Consider the following 21,115-nt stretch of genomic DNA (forward strand, 5'->3'; position numbering starts at 1 on the left):
TAAACCGGCACATCAGCCCGGCCCTCACGAGCTAGTCGGGCAATGATTTCGACTGCTGAGGGGGCATCCCAGGACTGCGGCGATTCCCAATCCACCTGGCCGTTTCGTCGCGGCAACGTAGGGTCATCGCCGTTCTTGTAGAAGTCGTCCAAGCAGAGCACCGGCAAGCCGGTTTGCTGTGCAATGTACGACTTTCCGGACCCAGAAGGGCCCGCGAGCAGGACAACGCGGTGCGGATGTTCCATTACCTTGAGTTACTCCGGCCAGACGGACTGCTATCAAATCGCATCAACATCTCATCACACCTTCGGTAGGTGACAACCTGGGCTTTCTTCTTGTCGACCGGCGTGATGGAATCTCGGGGGTCCGACCCGCCGGGTCGGTCGCTGGGCGTTGCCCGGGGCAACGCGTTGAAGCTGTAATCGCGAGGGCGGTGACGTGAGCAAACGGCCAAAGACGGCGGGCTCCTTCCTGTCGCGGCTGCGCCGGCCGGCCAGCCGGCTCCGGGACATGCCGATCTGGTCCAAGCTCGGTCTAATCATGATCGTGCCGACCATCGCCACGGTCGTGGTGGGCACCAGTGGTCTTGTCGACCACGTGGAGACGCTCAACAATGCCAACCGAGCCGGCGACCTGGCCCGACTGTCGAGCTATTCGGGCAACCTGGTCGACACGCTGCAGGACGAGCGGACCGCCGCTGTGCTGCTGCTGGGGGCGGACGGGACGCAGCCGACGGCGCAGTACCAGGAGGCCTACAACCGGGTGAACTCCCGGGTGGACCAGGAGACGCGCCCCTATCGGCAGCAGCGGGCCGAGGTTGAGGACCTGCCGGGCAGCCTCGAGACTCTGCTCGACGGCATCGACCGGAACCTGCAGGACCTGTCGGGCATCCGCAGTCAGGTGTTCAACGGCAAGCTCGCGCTCACCGAGACCGTCCAGGCGTACGAGGGTCTGATCAGTGACCTGCTCGCCATCCGGGACTCGGCCACGCAGCTCGCCGGCGACAACGACCTGAGCGACCGGATGCGCGCCGCCGCGGCGGTCGCCCGGGAGAAGGAGTTCCTCGCCGCACGCCGGGTCGTGGTCCACCGCGCGCTGGGCGTCAAGGGTGGGCAACGCCTCACCCCGGCCCTGCGCACCGACTACATCGCCAGCGGCACCGGTCAGCAGCAGGCGCTGCAGAGCTTCAAGGCCGTCGCCACCCCGGAGGACGCGAAGTTCCACGACCAGACGGTCGCGGGCGGTGACCGTCGGGAGGCACAGAACTACACCGGCTGGATCGACGGCAACACCACCGGCGACATGCGCGGCGCGCCGTTCAAGGCGGACCAGTGGGAGGCCGCCATGACGGCCAACGCCAAGCTGATCCGCACCGTTGAGCAGAAGCTCGACGGCGAAGTGGTCGCCGGCGCCGAGAACCTCCGCTCGGACGTCCAGCGCCAGGTGTTCCTGGAGACCGGCCTGCTGCTCAGCATGCTGCTGCTGGCCATCCTCTTCGCGTACCTGGTCGCCCGCTCCATGGCCCGCTCACTGCGTGAGCTGCGGCAGGGTGCCCTGTCCGTCGCCCAGTACGGCCTGCCCCAGGCAGTGGCCCGACTGCGCGACCCGCAGGTCGTCGGGCAACTCTCCCCGGTGCAGCTGGCGAACCAGATCGCCGAGCCGCTGCCGGTCCGCAGCAAGGACGAGTTCGGCCAGGTGACCGAGGCGTTCAACGCCGTCCACCTGGAAGCCGTCCGTACGGCCGCCGAGCAGGCCGCACTGCGCGCCTCCGTCGCGACCATGTTCGTCAACCTGGCCCGCCGTTCGCAGATCCTGGTCGACCGCCTCATCGGGCACCTCGACCGGCTGGAGCGCGGCGAAGAGGACCCGGACCGGCTGGCCGAGCTGTTCCAGCTCGACCACCTCGCCACCCGGATGCGCCGCAACGACGAGAACCTGCTGGTGCTCGCCGGTGCCGACTCCACCCGTGTGCAGCGTGAGCCGGCCGCCCTCATCGACGTGCTGCGCGCCGCGCAGTCCGAGGTCGAGCACTACACCCGGATCGAGTTCGGTGTCATCGACCGTGACATCGAGGTCGCCGCGCACGCGGTCAACGACCTGGTGCACCTCGTCGCCGAGCTGTTCGACAACGCCACCGCGTTCTCTCCGCCCGACTCCCAGGTGATGGTCGAGGCCCGCCGGGTCGGCGACCGCTCCTCGCTCTACGTCGAGGACCGCGGTATCGGCATCAGCGCCGAGCAGTTGCACGACCTCAACGAGCGGCTCGCGACGCCGCCGCAGGTGGACGTCGCCGTGTCCCGGATGATGGGCCTCGTCGTGGTCGCCCGGCTGGCGTCCCGGCACGGTGTCCGGGTCGAGCTGCGCCCCGGCTCCGACCGAGGCACGGTCGCCGACGTGACCCTGCCCACCTCGGTGCTGGTGCCCCGGGCGCTCTCCGGCCGGGTGCAGCAGCCTCCGGCCCTGCCGTCGGCCAGCGGCCCCCAGCACGGTGGGCCCGCGCCGGTCTTCGGCGCGCTGCCCGCGCTGGGCAACGGCCCTCGCCCGAGCGAGTCCGGCAACCAGGTCACCCTCGGCGGTCGTCCGTTCGACCCCGCATCGCGCAACGGTGCCGGCACCCCCGCCAACACCGGTGCGTACCGCTCGATGCCGGCCTGGTCGGATCTGACCGGCGCGGCCGGGACGAACGGTGTCAACGGCGGCGACGGGTTCACCCCGCGGCCGGCCAACGGCCAGCCGATCGACCCGCTGCCGCAGCGCCGTGCCGGGGACGACGGCCCGACCACCGGTCAGCAGCCGTCCATTCCTCGGCAGTTGCCGAGCAGCCCCGAGGCTCCGTACTCGGCGCCGCCGGTCTCCGCGCAGCCCTACTCCGGCGCTCCGGTCTCCGCGTCGCCGGCCTCGGGCCAGCCGTACTCCGGGCAGCCCTACTCGGGCGCGCCGTACGCCGGTCCGCCGGTGTCCGCCGCCCCGGCCTCCGGGCAGCCGTACGCCGGTCCGCCGGTGTCCGCGTCGCCGGTGTCGGCGTCGCCGGCCTCCGCTCAGCCGTATTCGGTGCCGCCCGCGTCCAGTCCGTCGTTCAGCGGATTCGCGCCCCGATCCGCTCCCCCCGCGCAGGCGCCCAGCGTCCCCGCGCCGCCGGCCTGGCCGCCGGTGCCGGGTGGCGACCGGGACGCGGCTACCCCGCCGGTGCCGGAACGGCTCGCCGCCGCTCTGGACATGACGACGGAGCTGCCGCGTGTGCCGCGACCCGGCGAGCAGCCGGCGGCCGCAACCCGGCCACCCGCCCCCGCTCCGGCTCCGGCTCAGCAGAGTCGGCCGGCGCCGCAGCAACCGCAGGCGCAGAACCGTCAGCGGTACGCGGACGAGACGATGGAGCTGCCGATCTTCCGGGAGCTGGAGTCGGCCTGGTTCCGTACCCGCCGCCCAGGCTCGGAGGAGCCCGCGGCTGGCGGCCAGCCGGCAACGAACGGCGACTCCGCGACCCAGCAGTTCGCCACGGTCGAGGCCACCGGTCGGACAGTCCACAAGACACCACCCGGGACGACAGGTAACACACCGATGGCAGACACTCCGACGGCCGGAGGAGCGCCGCGGGACAACGGCTCCACAGCGAGCGAGGGCACCCGCCCCAGCGTCGCCGAGAGCCTGCCGAACCGCCGGCCCCAACCACAGACCAACGGCTGGCAGACCGCAGCTGACGATGGCTGGCGTGCCGCTTCGGCGGCGGCTGGCGCGGCACCGGTGAGCGAAACCACCACTACCGGCCTGCCGAAGCGCAAGCCGATGGCGCAGCTCGTGCCGGGTGCGGTGGAGAAGCCCACCACCTCGGTCCAGCGCCGTTCCCCGGAGGCGGTCCGTGGCCTGCTCTCCGCCTACCACCGGGGCGTGCAGCGAGGGCGTAGCACCTCGGACAACCCGACCAGCCCGGAGGCGACTCCGGGAGGGCAATCCTCGCAGTCTGGCTCAGGCCCGGTGGCCGGGAGCGGGCAGAAGGAGCAAGAAGGATGACAACTACGCAGGATCTTGGTTGGCTGCTGGCCAACTTCGCTGACCGGGTGCCCGGCGTCGCGCATGCGGTCGCCGTCTCGGCGGACGGCCTACTCCTCGCGTCGTCACGGGATCTGCCGCGCGACCGGGCCGATCAGCTCGCCGCGATCTCCTCGGGTCTGGTGAGCCTGACCCAGGGGGCGGCCCGCTGCTTCGAGGGAGGCGCGGTGTTGCAGACCGTCGTGGAGATGGACAATGGCTTCCTGTTCCTGATGTCCATCTCGGACGGCTCGTCCTTCGCCGTGCTGGCGGCCCGCAGCTCCGACGTGGGCCAGGTCGGCTACGAGATGGCGCTGCTGGTCGACCGGGTGGGCGACGCACTGACCCCGCAGCCGCGTGCGGCTGCGGGCATGCTGGGCTGACGTCTCGCCGATCGTGAGGTCGGCACGACTGCAACGACGACAACGACGGGTTTCACCGGTGGGAGCCGGTAGCGGGTACGAAGGAGGTGAGCGGCGAGATGGCTGATCGTGACGAGCCGACCGGAGCGTTGGTCCGTCCATACGCCGTGACCCGTGGTCGTACCCGTCCTCGGCTCGACATCGCGCTGGAGGCGCTCGTCGAGACGACGGTGCGCGGCCGGGCCGCTGCCAATGGCAACGGCGGCCAGGGCCGCGAACACCAGTACATCGCCGCGCTGTGTGACGGACGCGTGCAATCGCTCGCAGAGATCGCGGCGCGGATGCAGCTCCCGCTCGGTGTGGCCCGGGTGCTCATCGCCGACATGGCGACGGACGGCCTGGTCGCAGTCCACGAGCCGACCATTTTGGACGACTCCGACGACGCGGTGGGCACTGAACTGCTGGAGAGGGTGCTGAGTGGACTTCGCAGGCTCTGACATGTCGCACCGCCCGCCTAACCCGAGTGGGCGCGTGACGTCGGCGAAGATCGTTATCGCCGGTGGGTTCGGCGTCGGTAAGACGACGCTGGTCGGGTCGGTCTCGGAGATCACGCCGCTGACCACCGAGGCCATCATGACCTCCGCCGGCGTGGGCGTCGACGACACCCGGCAGGTGCCGGGCAAGACGACGACCACGGTGGCCATGGACTTCGGCCGGATCTCGATCGACCGTGACCTGATCCTGTACCTCTTCGGTACGCCGGGTCAGACCCGATTCTGGTTCATGTGGGACGAACTGGTTCGGGGCGCCATCGGTGCGGTCGTGCTGGTTGACACGCGCCGGCTGGCCGACTGCTTCGCGGCGATCGACTTCTTCGAGCACCGACGCCTGCCGTACCTGGTGGCGATCAACTGCTTCGACGGGATGCAGTACCACGACCCGCAGGACGTTCGGGACGCCTTGGCGATCTCGAGCGACGTGCCGGTGGTGGCCTGCGACGCCCGTAACCGGGAGTCGACGAAGCACGTGCTGATCTCGCTGGTCGAGTACGTGCTCACCATGCGTCGTACGCGCGCTGTCGCCCCGGCCTGATCGGGACGCCGCACGCCCGGTGGTGGCCTCGGCCGTCACCGGGCGTCGCGGCCTGCCCGCCGGGTCGCTCGCGCCGGTGCGTGGCCCTTCGCCGCCTTCTTGAGAGCTGGAAGTCGTCGCCCCCGCTTAGGGGTGCGTTCCTTCCGAGTTCTTCGAGAGGCGGCGTTTCCGTGTCGGGGAGCTGCCCTGCCATACGCGAATCGCGCCCCCAGTCAGCTGACTGAGGGCGCGATTCGCGTATGGCGGAGGGGTAAGGGTCAGGACTGGTAACCGGCGGAGCGGTACTCGTACTCCCGGTCGTCGTCGCGGTCCCCGTGGTCGCGGCTGAAGTCCCAGCCACCGGCTGCCTCGCGACCGGGTCGACCACCCACCGCGAAACCGCCGATCTCCTGTCCGCGACGCCAGCCGCGGAAGTAGCCGGTGGTGTTCTCCGCGAGGCTCGCCGCATCGCGCACTATCCGCAATGGGCGCTCCTCGCGCAGCGGCGAACCAGGGACCAGATTGGCCTGTGGCACGCGCTTCGGCAGCCCGGCATTGGTCTCGGCGCCCACCGCGGGGCGGGCCGCCTGCTCAGCGGCCTGCCAGCCGGTGTCGGCCGTGGTCGACCAGTCCAGGTCGGTCTCCTCGGCCTGCCCGACGAACCAGGCCGATTTGGCCTGCGCGAAGATCAGCAGGTCCCCGTCGCCCTCGTCCGCGACCGGCGGCGGCCGGTGCTCGACCGGCGGCGGCGGGCGGCGCTCCATTGCGGGCGGGCGGTGCTCCACCGGGGGCGGCGGGCGGTGCTCCGCGGCGCGGTCGGTGCGAGCGGCCGCTCGGCCGTTGCGAGCGGCCTGCTCCCGGTCGACCAGCCGCAGCGGCGGCGTCTCCAGGTGCGGATCTGCGGGCGGGTTGAGCCCCTCTCGCAGCGCCCGGTCAGCCAGTGGCGGCGGCTCCACCAGTCGAAGCATGGGCGGTTCCTGCGGCAGGTCGTCCGCCAGCCAGGGCGGAGTGACCCGACCGTCGGCCCGACCAGGATCGGTCGGGGCGTCGATGCCGCGGCCGCCACCGTACGAGTAGGCCACCGGGTTGTTCGGCGAGCTGTCGGCCGGGTCCTCCGGGTTGTTGACCAGTGGCCAGTTGGCCCGGGAGCCGGGCGGTGCGGACTCCTGGCCAGGCCGGGGGGTCGGCACCGGAATGCTGAGATCGGTGGCGCTGAACCCGCCCGTGGGTGGCTCGTCGACCGGAGGGCGTTGCAGGTGGCTCTGCCGGGGGTCGCCGTTGGTCTTGGGGCGGGGTGGGATGACCGTGCGCTGCCGTTCTGCCCGTGCATGGTTGATCGCTGCGGTGGTCAGCGTCGGCCGGAACGGCTCACCGGCCTCTGCCGGAGGCACCATGCCGCGCTGTGCGGGCGCGATCGGGGTGATCCCCGGCGGCGGGGGCGGCGGCGAGGAGACCGGTCGGTTGGTCGGACCGTCGATCCGACTGGCGAGCGATTCGGTGCGCCCGGGCAGCGTGGACGCCGGCGGACCAGCCATCGCCGCCGGGGCCATCGGCGCGGGTGCGACCGGCGGCGGCGTGACCGGAGCCGGGGCGACCGGTGGCGGTCCGAGCGGGCGGGGCGACGCCAGCGGCGCGTTACCAGGGACCGGCTCGGGCCGGCTGCGCCGCCCGAGGACAGGTGCGGGTTCGACGGGGGCCGGGGTGGGCCGGACCGACCGCAGCCCGGCACCGGTGCCAGCCAGACCGCTCAACTCGCCGACCGACTCGCCACGGCGGGCAGCGGCACGGCGGCCAGGTGCCTGCACGGGCGTGCTGACCCGTGAGCTGAGAGCGCTGACCAGCGCCTCACAGCCCGCGTCGCAGGCGCGCACGGAGGCGACGGCCTGGCGGACCGTCTCGGCCACCGCGGAGGTGAGCGCACGGTTGACCGCGGCGCGGCGTGGCGTCTCGGAAATGGCGACCCGCAGGGCGGTGACGGCCTCGTTGATTTCTTCGGCGTCGGCGACCCCGTCTGCGGCGAGGTGCGCGGCGATGGCATCCGCTGCCACCGACACCTCGCGGCCCCGGGCGACGGTGCCCCCGAGCATGCCCGGCTCCGGCAGCGCGTCCAGCACGGCCAGAGAGACCGGTTCGGCCGGGTCCGGGTACGCGCGCAGGGCCGCCGGGTAGAGCTCACGCAGAACCTCGCGTAGCGCCACGGCGGCGGAGTGTCGGCCACTGGCCAGCGCGGCGTGCGCGGCGAGCACCTGCTTGTAGCCGGCGAGGTCCCGGGGTGCCGGCAGGGTGACCGCGGAGAGCGCGCCCGCCTGCAGCGCACGGGCCAGGCCGACGGCCCGTCGTTCGGCCGGAGGGGACTGCATCTCCTCCAGCGAGTCGTCATCGGCGAAACGCTCGGCGAAGTCGTCCACCGAGTCGTCGTCGGCGATAGCCAAAGGTCGACCCGCCGCGCTCAGCAGCGAGGTGACCGTGTGGTCGTCGCTGTCGGCCGCGATGGCCGCACCGCTCGGCCCGCCTGACCGCTCCACGAGCAGCGCGACGAGCTGGGCGTAGCCAGCGGCGTCATCGCTGATCTCGCAGACATGCAGCAGACGGCCTGCGTCGTCGACCACAGCGGACGTCAGCGTCGAGCCGGCGGAGGCCGGTCGGTCAGCTGGATCCGCCGAGGCCAGACCGCAGTAAACGCGCACGAGCGCCACGGCGTCGTCCTCCTCCCGGGACAGGTGTTTCCTCTGCCAGCAACTGATGCTCCCCGGTACGGGTCAGTCGCGCCAGTCCACCACCGCAGAGATCTTGCCGACAATGGTGCGCCAACCCAAACTCGCGGTCTGTGCCCCGATCTTCTTGAGCCGTCGGCGACCCATGAAAGCGCCGATCCCACCGTTGGCGGTGGCACGCAGCCCTTCGTCCAGATCGTCGAGGCTGGAGCCGGCGGAGAGCATGTCGAGCACCGCAGGCAGCCGCAATGCGTACGAGATGTCACGTGCGACCTCGCCGGCCTCGATCAGCAGGGTCGAATCCCACGTGTCGTGGCCGCCGCGGAGGTTCTCCACGACCAGGTCGAGCTCGTAGGTGTCCTCGTCGAGCGGCGCGATATCTGCCGGCTCCACCCGTTCGGACAATTCATTCCAGCTGTCCAGTTGGGACAGATCGTTGGGCGCACCGGACCGGATGAAACTGACAAGCGACTCGGGGGTCTTGAACAGCAGCAGCTTGCCGCGGTGGCTGAGGAAGACCGGCACCTCTTCGTCGTCCGCCTCGTCGGCGACGGCCTCGTCCGCCTCGTCGTCAGCGTCGGTGTCGGCGGTTGCGGCGCGGCGGCGGGTCGACTCGTCCTCGTCGCTGTCGGCGAACTCCTCGGCCAACTCCTCGTCGAGGATGACGACGGTCTCGTCGTCGTCCTCCTCCTCGATGACCTGACGGCGGGCGAGGAACGGGTCGTCCTGGTCGCGTTCGGTCACGTCGGTCGGCGTCAGCGAGCTGGCGGGCCGGTACGCCCGCAGGGTGAAGCCGGTGCCGGCGGGCAGGGCGATCTCCACCGGGTCGATGTGCAGCTCGTCCCAGAGTGAACGGTCGACCGAGGCCGACGCCTGATCTGGCTCGGCTGCGCCGGTGGTGTCGTCGAGCTCGGGCTCGTCGGCGTCGGGCCGTTGGGGCGACTGGCGGGCCACGCTGACCTCCGTGTGCTTCGGGTTGCCCACCCGCCGGGGTCTCTGACCGGCGAGTGACTCTGGGCACATACCCTAGTCGGCGGCCCTGGGTGACCGATGCCCGCACCCCGGTGGCCGCTTGGCGCACGGGTTCGACCTGCTGGTGGCTGCCGGTGGCGAACCGGCCGCTCGACAAGTAGCGTAGCTACGCATGAAGGCCCAGGAGTTGCACGGCCATCTCGACGCTCTGCTGCTCGCCGTGCTCGAACAGGGCGCGCTGCACGGCTACGCCATCATCGAGTCGCTGCGGGCGCGCAGTGAGGGCAGCCTCGATCTGCCCACCGGCACCATCTATCCGGCGCTACGTCGCCTGGAACGCGCCGGGTACGTGGCGAGCACCTGGAGCACGGTCAACGGCCGGGAACGGCGGACGTACGAGCTCACCGACTCCGGCCGGCGGGCGCTGGCCGGGGAGCGCGCCGGTTGGCACGAGTTCCAGCTGACCGTGGGCCGGTTCCTCGATCCCGACAGCCCACCCACCACCCCGGCCTGACCCGCTAATGGCGGCAGCGCGGGTCAGCGGGCGATGGCCAGCAGCCAGCCACGCGTCGCGCGGGTCAGCGAGAAGAAGGCACCGCCCACCAGCACCCCACCGATGATCATTGGCGGCCAGTGCAGCGCCGCGTCCCAGAGACTGAGTGACCAGGTGAACAGGGCGCAGCCGGCCACCATGCCAAGCGCCAGCATGGCGGTCAGGCCGGCGCCCACCGCGCGTTGCGCCACGGCCAGGCCCGGCCGGGTGGAACGGGCGCTCGCCGCGACGACCAGCAGACCGGCGACCGCGAGCAGCAGCGAACCGGCCCAGATCCAGTCGACCGAGTTGGAGAGCAGCACATAGCCGGCCGGGGGTCGTGGGCCGTCACTCCAGCTCGACCCCCGCCAGGTCAGGTCGCCGGCAGCCACCCCCACGCCGGCGATCGCCAGCATCCGCAGCGAGAGCCCGCGCAGGGCGCCGACCGCCAGCTCGGCCTGCCAGGAGGGGAGGAGCTGCGCCGGCGAGCCGAACTCGACCACCGCCCGGCGCTGCGCCTCCGTGGGCGGCACACCGCTCTCGCGGTACGCCTCGACGGCGTCCAACAGCCCGTGCCGGGCTTCGGTCAGCAGGTCGGACTTGAGTCGCGCCGGCCCCTGCAACCGGGCGCTCAACTCCCGCAGGTGTTCGTCGACCAACACGTCTTCGCAGCGCGGCATGGCACCACCCTGCCACGGACCGCAAGGCCCCGACGTCGGGGAGAACCCCTGGTCCGCCCCGGAGGCCGGTCAGGGGGTGAGAGCCAGGTAACCGCGTTCGGCGGCGGCCTGCAGCAGCCACTGGTCCCGGTACCAACCGTCGGCGGCGACCAGTTCGGCGTGCCGACCACGCTGGATCACCCGGCCGGCGTCGAGGACGACGATCTCGTCCAGCTCTGCCAGCCCGCTGAGCCGGTGGCTGATCAACAGCACCGAGTGGTCGGCGGGGGTGGCGGCGAGGGCGGACGCGAGCACCGCGTCCGCGGCGGTCGGGTCCAGCCCCTCGGTGGGCTCGTCGAGCACCAGCACCGGTGGGGCGGCGAGCAGGGCCCGGGCGAGCGCCAGCCGCTGCCGCTGGCCGCCGGAGAGTTGCCCGCCCTCCTCGCCGACCAGTGTGTCCCAGCCCGCCGGCTGGGCGCGTACCCACTCCAGCAGACCGGCGGCGGAGGTGGCGGCGGTCAGCTCGTCCTCGCCGGCCCCGGCCCGCCCGAGCAGCAGGTTCTCCCGGACGGTGGCGTGGAAGACGTACGCCTCGGCCAGTAGGCCGCCGACCGCGTGGGGCAGCGCCTCCTCGGCGTACGCCGAGAGGTCCTGACCGTCCAGGGTGACCCGGCCGGAGACGGGCCGAACGGTGCCGGTCAGCACGGCGGCCAGGGTGCTCTTGCCGGCGCCGCTCGGGCCGACGACCGCGATCCTCCGCCCGGCCGGCAGGTCCAGGCTGACGCCGTCCAGGGCGGGCGCCGAGCCGGCCCGGTACCGCACGGTCACGTCGGCGAAGCGCAGGTCGTGCGGGCCGGCCAGGTCGGTCACACCGTCCTTGGGCTGCGGAGTCGGCGTGCCGTCGTCGAGCAGGGCGGCCACCCGGGCCAGACCGGGCCGCAGTTGCGTCAACTGCCGGGCCGCCGCGACCAGCGCCAGTGTCACCTCGACCGCCGCCAGGGCTCCGACGGCCAGGACGCCCACCAGCACCCCCGGCACGTCGGCGGCCAACGCGGCCAACACCACCGCCGCGGCGGTCAACCCGGCGGTCAGCACGCCGGCCGCGTCCACCGCGAACCCGGTGGCGGCCAGCCGACGTTCCAGTCGGGCCAGCCGGCGGGCGCGTTGCTCGGCGGAGCGCAGCGCGGCGTCGGTGGCGCCGAACGCGGCCAGGTCGGCAGCGCCGTGGGTGAGGTCGATCGCGTCGGTGGCCAGTGCGCCGCGCAGCGGGGCCACCTCGGCCGCGCTGCGGCGGGTGACCGCGGTGGCCAGTGCGGGCAGCGCCACACCGGCGACCAGTAGCCCGACGGCTAGCGCTCCGGCGGCCGGCAGCGAGATCAGCGCGGCCACGCCGACCGCCAGCACGCCGACCAGGGCCGCCGCCGAGCCCGGGACCAGCACCCGCAGCAGCAGGTCCTGGACCGCCTCGACGTCGGAGACCAGCCGGCTCAGCACGTCCCCGGAGCGGTGCGGGGCGCTGCGCCGGGCCGCGAGGGTGGCGAAGACCCGGGCCCGGATGTCGGTGATCATGCGGAGCACCGCGTCGTGCCCGGCGAGCCGCTCGGAGTAGCGCAACACGCCCCGGCTGATCGCCAGCGCCCGGACCGCGACGATCGCCACGGTGAGCCGGTCCAGTGGAGGCTGGCCGGCGGCGCTCATCAACAGCCAGGTGGCGGTGGCCATCAGGGCCAGCCCGGCGAACTCGGTGGCGGCCGCGAGCAGCCCGGCACCGACCAGCCGGCCCAGGTACGGGCGGGCCAGCCGCAGCACGGTCCGTTCGGCGCTGGCCCGCCCGGCCGGACCTGGCCGGTGTGCCGTGCTCATCGGGGCGCCTTTCCGGTCGGCTCGGGCGTCAGTTCGGTGACCCGACCGTCCTCGACGCGCAGGATCCGGTCGGCGTCGGCGAGCAACGCCGGTCGGTGCGCGACCAGCAGCGCGGTCCGCCCGGCGACCAGACGGCGGGTGGCGTCGAGCACCACCGCCTCGGCGGCGGTGTCCAGTCGGGCGGTGGGTTCGTCGAGCAGCACCACCGGTGCGGCCCGCAGGAATGCCCGAGCCAGCGCCACCCGCTGCCGCTGCCCGCTGGACAGCCCGTGGCCGCGTTCGCCGAGCACGGTGTCCAGGCCGTCCGGCAGGCCGACCACCACGTCGTCCAGGGCGGCATCGTGCACCGCGGCGGCAAGTGCGTCGGGCCGGGTGTCCGGTGCGCCGAGCCGGATGTTGTCGGCCAGCGAGGCGGCGAAGAGGTGGGCCCGCTGCGGCACCCAGGCGAGCTGTCGGCGCCAGGCGTCCGGGTCGGCGGTGGCGAGGTCGATCCCATCCACGGTGATCCGCCCGCTGGTCGGCGTCACGAAGCCGAGCAGCAGGCCGAGCAGGGTGCTCTTGCCGGCGCCGCTGGGCCCGATGATGGCGATCCGTTCGCCGGGCCGGATGGTCAGGGTCACGTCGCGCAGCGCGGTGGTCCGCTCGTACGCGACGGTCACCCCCTCGAACCGGATCTCGCGCCGCGCGTCCGGGATGGCGGCGCCCTCGGCGGCCCGGGGTGCCGGTGGCGCGGCCGAGATGGTCAGCGCCTCGTCCAGCGCGGCGAGCCCCTCCATGCTGGCGTGGAAGCGGCTGCCAGCGGACCGCAGCGGCAGGTACGCCTCCGGGGTGAGTAGCAGCACCAGCAGCGCGGTCTGCAGGGCCAGCCCGCCGCCGAGCAACCGGATACCGACCGGCACCGCGACCAGCGCCACCGAGAGGGTGGCGACCAGCTCCAGCACCAACGCGGAGAGGAACGCGATCCGCAGCGTCTTCATGGTGGCGACCCGGTGCCCGTCGGCCATCCGGCGCACCACGTCGGTCTGCGCCCGGGCCCGCCCAAACGCGCGCAGCGTGGGCAGCCCGGCGACCATGTCCAGGAAGTGGCCGCCGAGCAGTGCGAGCCGCCGCCACTGCCGTTCGGTGGCGGCCTGCGCCTGCCAGCCGAGCAGCGCCCCGAAGACCGGGATCAGCGGCAGGGTCAGCGCGATGATCACCGCCGAGCTCCAGTCGGCGAAGACGACCCGGGCCAGCACCGCCAGCGGCACCGTCACACTGAGCACCAGCTGTGGGAGGTATCCGGTGAAGTACGCGTCCAGCGCATCCAACCCGCGCCCGGCCAGAGTGGCGAGCTGACCGGCTCGCTGCCCGGCCACCCAGCCGGGGCCGTGTCGGCCCACCGCGCCGAGCAGGTCGGCCCGCAGCGTGGCCTTGACCGTGGCGGCGACCCGCGCCGAGACGGTGCCCTGTGCCCAGACCAGCGCGGAGCGGGCGGCGACGGCGACCACGAAGCCGGCCAGCGCCGGTCGGTCCAGTCGGCCGTCGATGGCGGTGGCCAGCACCGCCGCGAGCGCGGTGGCCTGCGCCACGATCAACCCGGCGGCGAGCACGCCCAGCAGCGCGAGCACGGCAAGATCGCGCCGGGCCGCGGGGACCCGGCGCAGCAGACGCGGGTCGAACGGACGGCGGTTCACCAGTACACCGGTGCCCTACCGTCGGTCCGTCCTCGGAAAACCCACCAGCACATCGCCTGGAAGCCTAGTAGGGCCGGAAGCAGCGGCAGCGCCACCCAGCCGAGCAGCCGCAGTGTCGGTGCGCTTGCGGCCGCGTCGGCCACCGTCAGCGAGGCGCCCGGATCGGTCGTGGACACCAGCACGTAGGGCCAGAGGGCCGCGCCGACCAGCGCCACCGGCAGCGCCAGGGCCGCGCCGGTGGCGATCAGGGCCCACCCCGGCCGCCGCCGCGCCAGCGCCGCACGGGCCGCCAGCAGCGCCGCCACGAGCAGCACCGGCAGGAGTACGGCCACAGCCGGCCGCTGGACCGCGTCGCGTACCCGGCTGGAGAGCAGGCCCACGACGGTGGCCAGGGCGACCGCGGTGAGCGCCACCGGCACCAGCCGACGGGCCGTGCGGCCGACCACGGCGGCGTCGGCCCTCGGCAGTCGCAGAGTGAGGAAGGTCGCACCGTGCACCGCGACCAGGGCCACCATGGCCAGCCCGACGGCTGCCGCGAAGGGCGTGACCAGATGCGACACTCCGGCGACGTGCCCGTCGGTCTGGCGGGGCATGCCCTGCAGCAGCGCGGCGAGCAGCACACCCCAGCCCAGCGCGGCGAGGGCGCTGCCGATCATCACGACACGGTCCCAGCGGGCGCGGGCCCGCTCGTCGGTGGGCCGGCTGCGCAGTTGCACCCCGGCGGTGACCAGAACGACGCCGACCAGGGCACCGGCGACGGCCGGATAGGCGCCGGCGAGCAACTCACCCTCTAACACCGGGAACGCGCCGAACAGGATGCCGACGGTGGCCACCAGCCAGACCTCGTTGCCGAGGAAGAACGGGCCGAGCGCGGTGAGCGCCGCTCGCCGCTCGGCCGGGCCACCGCCCCGCGCGAGCAGCAGCCCGACGCCGTAGTCGTAGCCGGCGAGTACCAGGTAGCTGGCGAAGAAGAGGCCGAGCAGGGCGTACCAGGCGAGGTCCACGGTCTTCTCCTCAGATCCTCAGACGAGGGCGGGTTCGGGGTGGGCCGGCTCACCGGGCGGCGCCGGAGGGCGGCCGAGCGGCGGGTCGGCCGCGCCGCGCGCCGCGTGCCGGGCGAGCAGCACCCAGTTGGTGACGGCGAGGGTGCCCAGCAGCAGGCTGAAGCCGATCAGCGAGGTGAGCATCACGGGGGCGCCGACCGGGGACACCGCCTGCTCGGTGGGGAGCAGCCCGTACGCCACCCAGGGTTGGCGGCCGACCTCCCGCGAGATCCAGCCGAGGATCACCGCGACGAACGGCAGCGGCAGGGCCAGCAGGACCAGCCAGAGCGGGAAGCGCAGTCGGATGATCCAGTCCCGGAAGAGCAGGGGCAGCAGCAGCCAGACGCAGCCGAGCGTGAAGCCGGTCAGGATCATGAAGCCCAGCCCGACGCTGGCCAGCACCGGTGGGGTGTAGTCGCCGGGGCCGAACCGGGCTGTCCACTCGGCGATCAGCGCCTGGGCCTCCGGGCTCTGGCCGCCGAACTTGGTCGGCTGCACCCCGCCGACCGGGCCGAACTGGGCGAAGCCGAAGCCCTGCACCATGGTGATCGCCAGCGCCGACGTGACCACGCCGATCCGCAGCGAGGTGCGGAAGAGCGCGAAGTCGGTGGTACGCCGGATCAGATGCCATGCGCTGACCGCCGCCATCACCATCCCGCCGACCAGCAACGCCGCCGAGACCACGTGCCCGAACGCCATGCCGAGACTGGGGTTGGTGAGCAGCGCGCCGAAGTCGGTGAGGTGGGCGATCCCGTCGCGTACCTCGTAACCGACCGGGTTCTGCAGCCAGGAGTTGGCCACCATGATCCAGAACGCCGACGCGTACGCGGTGATCGCCACACCCCAGAGCAACGCGAGGTGGACACCCTTGCGGAGTCGGTGCCAGCCGAAGATCCACATCCCGAGGAACGTGGACTCGAGGAAGAACGCCACAAGCGTCTCGATGGCCAGCGGTGCGCCGAAGACGTTGCCGACGTAGCGCGACAGGCCACTCCAGTTCAGCCCGAACTGGAACTCCATCACGATGCCGGTGGCGATGCCGAGCACGTAGTTGATCACATAGAGCTGGCCCCAGTATCGGGTGAGCCGCTCCCACTTCGGGTTACCGGTGAGCACCCAGGCGGTCTGCATCCCGACCAGCAGAGTCACCAGCCCGAGCGTGACGACCACGAACAGGAAATGGATCGAGGTGGTGGTGGCGAACTGCAGGCGGGCGAGGAGCAGGGTGTCCATGGCCGGCCCTCCGTAACGTTGGCTGCCTTGTCGTAGCCACCCTACACGTAGCTTGGCTACATGTCAGACTACTACGCCCTGTCGTAGGAAACTTTACTACGTAACGTAGTAGCTGTGCCCTGGGGGAGATCGCGCTAGATCCTGGATGTAGTGGCCTCGCGGGCCTGGGGATGCCCCTGGATCCAGGATTGAGCGCGATCTTCGAGTTGGGCGCGATCTTGGAGTTGGGCGCGGGCGCAGGCGTGGAGCGTGGGCGCAGGCGTGGAGCGTGGGCACGGGCACGGGCGTGGGCACGGGCGTGGGCGCGGGCACGGGCGCGCGGCGTGGTGGGCGTGGCGGTGTGGGCCGCGGTGAGCCGGTGTGGGCCGGCAGGTCAGGTCAGCTCAGGAAGAGGGTGACCGGCAGAGCGACAAGCATGGTGGCGACCGCGAGGGCGGTGGCACCGAGCACCCGGGGCGGCCGGTCGCTGACCAGCAGACGCTGCACCCGTACGTCAAGGTCCCGGTCGCCCATGCCCAGCGCGCCCGCCGGGGTGACCCGGTGACCAGCGGCGGCGAACCGGCGCAGTGCTCCCGCCAGCGGCGCATCCGCGTGCAGCTCACGGGCCTTGTCGTCGGCGCGCATCTCGACCAGCAGGGCGACCCGCTCGTGCGCGTCGCGGACCCAGCCGAACCACGGCAACGCGCGGCACAGCGCGGTGAACGGCAGCAGCACCAGGTCGTGCCGCTCGTGGGCGTGCGCGCGCTCGTGGCTGAGCACCGCGGCCAACTCGGCCCGATCCAGCAGACTCAACGTGCCGGCGCTGACGACCACCTGCGGCTTCACGCCCGGCAGGCAGTACGCGGCGGCGCTCGGATGATCCAACACCAGCGCGCCGGGTGCGGCCGGGTCGTCCCGGGCGACCAGGGAGAGCAGGTCCCGGTGCCGACGTTGGGCGCGTACGGTGCCGTGGATGCTGCGCACGGTCGTGGTGACCAGCACCGCGCCGATGCCGAAGCCCACCCCGACTCCGGCCAGGTGGAAGGTGCTGATCCCGACCGGCAGGGGGCCATGGCCGAGGTCGTTGGCCAGGGCGAGCAGCGCGCTCCCGGTTGGCAGGCCGTACGTGCTCAGCCCGAGCGCCATCGGCAGACCCATCGCGGAGAGGCCCAGAGCCAACCCCACGGCCTGCCAGCAGATGATCGCCACCCGGGGGCTCTGCCACGTCCAGGTGGAGCGTGCCAGCACCTGAGCCGTCAGATAGCAGGCCAGCATGGTGGCGGCGAAGTGCACGGCATAGGCCATGGCGCGTGTCCTACCGCTCCGCTGCCTCGCCGGCAGGTCGCCGGCCCGCCGGCCCGTCCACCCGGTCGGTCAACTCGGCGCCCGACTCGGCCCGACCCGGTCCGGCGGCGCCCGTGCCACCGGCGGTGGTGTCCGGCCCGGTCAGGCCGGCTTCGCTCCCCAGGGCCGCCCGCAGCACCTCGGCCTCGGTGCCGGTGACCGAGCGGGCGAAGCGCACCAGCGCGGCGTCCCGGCTGCCGCCCAGGTCGAGGGCATCGAGCATGAGTTGGGCGATGTGCGCCTCGCGGCTGGCGGCTGGCCGGTACCGCCAGGCCCGACCCTCCCGCTCGCGCTGCACCATGCCCTTGCCGGCGAGCCGGTCCAACACGGTCATCACCGTGGTGTACGCCAACTCGCGGCCGTCGAGCGCGTCGGCCACCTCGCGCACGGTCACGCCATCCGACGTGCCGGGGACCACGTCCCACAACACGTCCATCACCGCACGCTCAAGATCGCCCAACCGAGTCACACCCCAATCCTACCCCCGGTAGTAGACCCCGCCCCACCCCGCCAACCAACCCCCGATCCACCCAGCCCACCCCGCCGCGCCGCCCACCCCGGTCCACGCCGCGCACCCCGCCACGCCGTCCACCCGGTCCACGCCGCGCACCGCGGTCCACGCCGCCCACCCCGGTCCACCTCGCCCACCCCGTCCAGCGGCGATCACGAAGTTGACCGACCCCAGCGAGATCAATTCCCCTGCCAAGCCCATGATCACTGCCCCCGGCCCCAGCGCCGGCCAAGATCCACACAAGATCGGCGATGTTGCTGCCTCAGGCACGCCAGAAGCAGCAACATCGCCGAAGTCGTGTCGATCTTGCCCCGCACCCAGGCGCCGCAGGTCTTAGGCGTCACGGGCCGGGCGTCACAGGGCCGGGCGTCGCGGGCACGGGTGTCACGGGACTGATCGATCTTGCCCCGCACCCAGGCGCCGCAGGTCCCAGGCGTCACGGGCCGGGCGTCACAGGGCCGGGCGTCACAGGCGCGGGTGTCACGGGACTGAACGTCACGGATCTGGGCGTCACGGGCACGGGTGTCACGCGACTGAACGTCATGGGACTGGGTCAGGGGACCGGGTGTCACGGGTCTGGGTGGCACGGGCACGGGCGTCACGGGCACGGGCGTCAGGGGACCGGGTGCCACGGGACCGGCGCCACGGCATGGCGTGAGGGCCCACCGAAACGCCGCTGACCGGCGACCCAACCCAGGGCGCCGGCCAGCAAGATCGAACACCCACGCGGACCCGGCCCACGTCAGGTTTTCCGGGGGAGCCTGCCCACGCAGGGATCAAGCCTGACCGCCCGGAGTGGGCAGGCTCCCCCGGAAAACCCAGGCCCACGTCAGGCTCCACCGGAAAACCCAAGCCCAGGACAGACCAAAGCCGAGAACCGAATCACACCCCCTTCGGGTGCCACACAGTCTTCGTCTCCAACAGAGCGGTCATCCGCCCCAGGCCCGGGTCGGCGAACCAGTCGTAGTCGGCCGAGGCCGGTCGGAGCACCCGCTTGAGGTTCTCCGCGGCCTTGACCTCCAGGTCGGTGGCGAGCGCGGGGTCGATCACCCCGGTCAGGTCGATGGCGTTGACGTCCATGTGCGCGGCCAACGCCGGTGCGGTTTCGGTGATCGCGCCGGTGAGGATGTTGACCACCCCGCCGGGCAGGTCGGAGGTGGCCAGCACCTCGGCCAGCGTCACCGCCGCCAGTGGCTCCGAGGGCGACGCCGCCACCACCACCGTGTTGCCGGTGACGATCGCCGGGGCGATCACGCTGACCAGGCCGAGCAGCGCCGGGCGCTCCGGGGCGACCACCGCGATCACGCCGGTCGGCTCGGGCGCGGAGATGTTGAAGTACGGGCCGGCGACCGGGTTGGCGCCGCCGTACACCTGGGCGAGTTTGTCGGCCCAGCCGGCGTACCAGACCCAGCGGTCCACTGCGGCGTCCACCTCGTCGCCGGGCACACCCAGGGCGACGAACTGCTCGCGGCGGCCCTCCAGCATCTCGGCGGCCCGGTAGAGGATCTGACCCCGGTTGTACGCGGTCGCGCCGGCCCAGCCCTTGACGGCTGTGCGGGCGGCGACCACCGCGTCCCGGGCGTCCTTGCGGGAGGCCAGTGACACATTCGAGGACTGCACGAGATACGACCGTCCCGACTCGCTGCGCGGGAACTTCCCGCCGATGAAGAGCTTGTACGTCTTGCGTACCGCGACCCGCTCAGACATTGAGGTACGCCTCCAGCCCGTGCCGGCCGCCCTCGCGACCGTAGCCCGACTCCTTGTAGCCGCCGAACGGCGAGGTGGGGTCGAACTTGTTGAACGTGTTGGCCCAGACGACGCCGGCGCGCAGCCGGTCGGCCATCCACAGGATCCGGGATCCCTTGTCGGTCCAGATTCCCGCCGACAGCCCGTACGGCGTGTTGTTGGCCTTCTCGACGGCCTCGGCCGGGGTGCGGAAGGTGAGCACCGACAGCACCGGGCCGAAGATCTCCTCGCGGGCGATGCGGTGTGCCTGGGTGACGCCGGTGAAGATGGTCGGCGCGAACCAGAAGCCCCGCTCGGGCAGTTCGCATGGCGGCGACCAGCGCTCGGCGCCTTCGGCGGTGCCGGCGTCGGACAGCTCGCGGATCCGCTCCAGTTGGGCGGCCGAGTTGATGGCGCCGACGTCGGTGTTCTTGTCCAGCGGGTCGCCGACGCGGAGCTGGGCCATCCGCCGCTTCAGCGACTCCAGCACGCGGTCGGCCACGTTCTCCTGGACCAGCAGCCGGGAGCCGGCGCAGCAGACGTGCCCCTGGTTGAAGAAGATGCCGTTGACGATGCCCTCGACGGCCTGGTCGATGGGCGCGTCGTCGAAGACGATGTTGGCGGCCTTGCCGCCCAGCTCCAGGGTCAGCTTCTTGCGGGTGCCGGCGACGGACCGGGCGATGGCCCGGCCGACGTCGGTGGAACCGGTGAAGGCGACCTTGTCCACGCCGGGGTGCTCGACCAGCGCGCGGCCGGTGTCGCCGGCGCCGGTGACGATGTTGACCACGCCGGGCGGTAGGTCGGCCTGCTGGCAGATCTCGGCGAAGAGCAGCGCGGTCAGCGAGGTGGTCTCGGCCGGCTTCAGCACCACCGTGTTGCCCGCCGCGAGGGCGGGGGCGATCTTCCAGGCCAGCATCAGCAGCGGGAAGTTCCACGGGATGACCTGTGCGGCCACGCCGATGGACCGTGGGTTCGAGCCGAACCCAGCGTGCTCCAGCTTGTCGGCCCAGCCCGCGTAGTAGAAGAAGTGCGCGGCGACGAGCGGCAGGTCGACGTCGCGGGATTCCTTGATCGGCTTGCCGTTGTCCAGCGACTCCAGGACGGCCAGCTCGCGGGAGCGTTCCTGGATCAGCCGGGCGATCCGGTACAGGTACTTCGCTCGGTCCCGACCGGGCATCGGACCCCAGACCTTGTCGTACGCCTTCCGGGCGGCGCGCACCGCGCGCTCCACGTCTGGCGCGCCGGCCTCGGCGATCTCGGCCAGCACCTCCTCCGAGGCGGGGTTGATCGACTTGAAGCTGTCACCGTCGGTCGGGTCGACGAACGCGCCGTCGATGAACAGCCCGTACGAGGGTTTGAGGTCCACCACCGAGCGGGACTCGGGGGCGGGGGCGTATTCGAACATCGG

Annotated in this window: 16 protein-coding genes; 5 read left to right on the top strand and 11 right to left on the bottom strand. The window is 72.4% G+C overall.

The window, feature by feature from the left end:
• The first annotated feature begins 438 nt into the window (after positions 1-438).
• The 4 genes from HNR20_RS17965 (at position 439) to HNR20_RS17980 (ending at position 5,480) form a co-directional block, all read left to right on the top strand.
• Positions 439-4,008, top strand: coding sequence for a sensor histidine kinase (locus HNR20_RS17965; protein ID WP_184181337.1), 3,570 nt, complete (start codon positions 439-441; stop codon positions 4,006-4,008).
• Entirely contained in the window at positions 4,005-4,409 is a 405-nt protein-coding gene (locus HNR20_RS17970; protein ID WP_030329023.1) for a roadblock/LC7 domain-containing protein, read from the top strand. Before HNR20_RS17965 ends, HNR20_RS17970 begins: the two co-directional genes overlap by 4 nt.
• Before the next feature lie 98 nt (positions 4,410-4,507).
• Positions 4,508-4,885, top strand: coding sequence for a DUF742 domain-containing protein (locus tag HNR20_RS17975; RefSeq protein WP_030329021.1), 378 nt, complete (start codon positions 4,508-4,510; stop codon positions 4,883-4,885).
• A 1-nt stretch (position 4,886) separates the two neighbouring features.
• Positions 4,887-5,480, top strand: a complete 594-nt coding sequence (locus HNR20_RS17980) for a GTP-binding protein (RefSeq protein ID WP_007455465.1) — start codon at positions 4,887-4,889, stop codon at positions 5,478-5,480.
• Between the two features lie 257 nt (positions 5,481-5,737).
• On the opposite strand, the gene HNR20_RS17985 is transcribed toward HNR20_RS17980, so the two are convergent.
• Both HNR20_RS17985 and HNR20_RS17990 read right to left on the bottom strand, forming a co-directional pair.
• Entirely contained in the window at positions 5,738-8,179 is a 2,442-nt protein-coding gene (locus HNR20_RS17985; RefSeq protein ID WP_184188625.1) for a transposase, read from the bottom strand.
• 39 nt (positions 8,180-8,218) lie between these two features.
• Positions 8,219-9,157: a SatS C-terminal domain-containing protein gene (locus HNR20_RS17990; RefSeq protein WP_184181339.1), complete on the bottom strand. Its 939-nt coding sequence runs from the start codon at positions 9,155-9,157 to the stop codon at positions 8,219-8,221.
• 160 nt (positions 9,158-9,317) lie between these two features.
• Between HNR20_RS17990 and HNR20_RS17995 the strand changes: the two genes are divergently transcribed.
• Complete coding sequence (locus HNR20_RS17995; RefSeq protein WP_184181341.1) at positions 9,318-9,659, top strand: PadR family transcriptional regulator; 342 nt, start codon at positions 9,318-9,320, stop codon at positions 9,657-9,659.
• A gap of 23 nt (positions 9,660-9,682) precedes the next feature.
• Here HNR20_RS17995 and HNR20_RS18000 read toward each other — a convergent pair whose 3' ends face one another.
• From HNR20_RS18000 to HNR20_RS18040, 9 genes are all read right to left on the bottom strand, one after another.
• The gene (locus HNR20_RS18000; RefSeq protein WP_184181344.1) at positions 9,683-10,357 is read right to left on the bottom strand and encodes a permease prefix domain 1-containing protein; all 675 of its coding nucleotides are present in this window, start codon (positions 10,355-10,357) and stop codon (positions 9,683-9,685) included.
• Between the two features lie 69 nt (positions 10,358-10,426).
• Positions 10,427-12,199, bottom strand: coding sequence for a thiol reductant ABC exporter subunit CydC (gene cydC / locus HNR20_RS18005; protein WP_184181346.1), 1,773 nt, complete (start codon positions 12,197-12,199; stop codon positions 10,427-10,429).
• A complete protein-coding gene (cydD, locus tag HNR20_RS18010) occupies positions 12,196-13,872 on the bottom strand; it encodes a thiol reductant ABC exporter subunit CydD (RefSeq protein ID WP_184181348.1) in 1,677 nt (558 codons plus the stop codon). Before cydD ends, cydC begins: the two co-directional genes overlap by 4 nt.
• Positions 13,869-14,876 (bottom strand): cytochrome d ubiquinol oxidase subunit II, encoded by a 1,008-nt coding sequence (locus tag HNR20_RS18015; protein WP_184181350.1) that lies wholly within the window; start codon positions 14,874-14,876, stop codon positions 13,869-13,871. The genes cydD and HNR20_RS18015 overlap by 4 nt, the downstream gene beginning before the upstream one ends.
• A gap of 18 nt (positions 14,877-14,894) precedes the next feature.
• The gene (locus tag HNR20_RS18020) at positions 14,895-16,148 is read right to left on the bottom strand and encodes a cytochrome ubiquinol oxidase subunit I (RefSeq protein ID WP_184181352.1); all 1,254 of its coding nucleotides are present in this window, start codon (positions 16,146-16,148) and stop codon (positions 14,895-14,897) included.
• Positions 16,149-16,526: 378 nt separating this feature from the next.
• On the bottom strand, positions 16,527-17,432 hold the full coding sequence (locus tag HNR20_RS18025) for a M56 family metallopeptidase (RefSeq protein ID WP_184181354.1): 906 nt from the start codon (positions 17,430-17,432) through the stop codon (positions 16,527-16,529).
• Positions 17,433-17,442: 10 nt separating this feature from the next.
• Entirely contained in the window at positions 17,443-17,940 is a 498-nt protein-coding gene (locus tag HNR20_RS18030) for a BlaI/MecI/CopY family transcriptional regulator (RefSeq protein ID WP_184181355.1), read from the bottom strand.
• A 924-nt stretch (positions 17,941-18,864) separates the two neighbouring features.
• On the bottom strand, positions 18,865-19,689 hold the full coding sequence (locus HNR20_RS18035) for an aldehyde dehydrogenase family protein (RefSeq protein ID WP_184181358.1): 825 nt from the start codon (positions 19,687-19,689) through the stop codon (positions 18,865-18,867).
• Entirely contained in the window at positions 19,682-21,112 is a 1,431-nt protein-coding gene (locus HNR20_RS18040; protein WP_184181360.1) for an aldehyde dehydrogenase family protein, read from the bottom strand. Before HNR20_RS18040 ends, HNR20_RS18035 begins: the two co-directional genes overlap by 8 nt.
• Positions 21,113-21,115 lie beyond the last annotated feature (3 nt).

Source organism: Micromonospora parathelypteridis (genome assembly GCF_014201145.1).
Classification (GTDB): domain Bacteria; phylum Actinomycetota; class Actinomycetes; order Mycobacteriales; family Micromonosporaceae; genus Micromonospora; species Micromonospora parathelypteridis.

Coding starts and splice junctions, on each gene's coding strand:
- HNR20_RS17970 (WP_030329023.1), top strand. CDS start 4,005: ATGACAACTACGCAGGATCTTGGTTGGCTGCTGGCCAACTTCGCTGAC.
- HNR20_RS17975 (WP_030329021.1), top strand. CDS start 4,508: ATGGCTGATCGTGACGAGCCGACCGGAGCGTTGGTCCGTCCATACGCC.
- HNR20_RS17980 (WP_007455465.1), top strand. CDS start 4,887: ATGTCGCACCGCCCGCCTAACCCGAGTGGGCGCGTGACGTCGGCGAAG.
- HNR20_RS17995 (WP_184181341.1), top strand. CDS start 9,318: ATGAAGGCCCAGGAGTTGCACGGCCATCTCGACGCTCTGCTGCTCGCC.
- HNR20_RS18000 (WP_184181344.1), bottom strand. CDS start 10,357: ATGCCGCGCTGCGAAGACGTGTTGGTCGACGAACACCTGCGGGAGTTG.
- cydC (WP_184181346.1), bottom strand. CDS start 12,199: ATGAGCACGGCACACCGGCCAGGTCCGGCCGGGCGGGCCAGCGCCGAA.
- HNR20_RS18020 (WP_184181352.1), bottom strand. CDS start 16,148: ATGGACACCCTGCTCCTCGCCCGCCTGCAGTTCGCCACCACCACCTCG.
- HNR20_RS18025 (WP_184181354.1), bottom strand. CDS start 17,432: ATGGCCTATGCCGTGCACTTCGCCGCCACCATGCTGGCCTGCTATCTG.
- HNR20_RS18035 (WP_184181358.1), bottom strand. CDS start 19,689: ATGTCTGAGCGGGTCGCGGTACGCAAGACGTACAAGCTCTTCATCGGC.
- HNR20_RS18040 (WP_184181360.1), bottom strand. CDS start 21,112: ATGTTCGAATACGCCCCCGCCCCCGAGTCCCGCTCGGTGGTGGACCTC.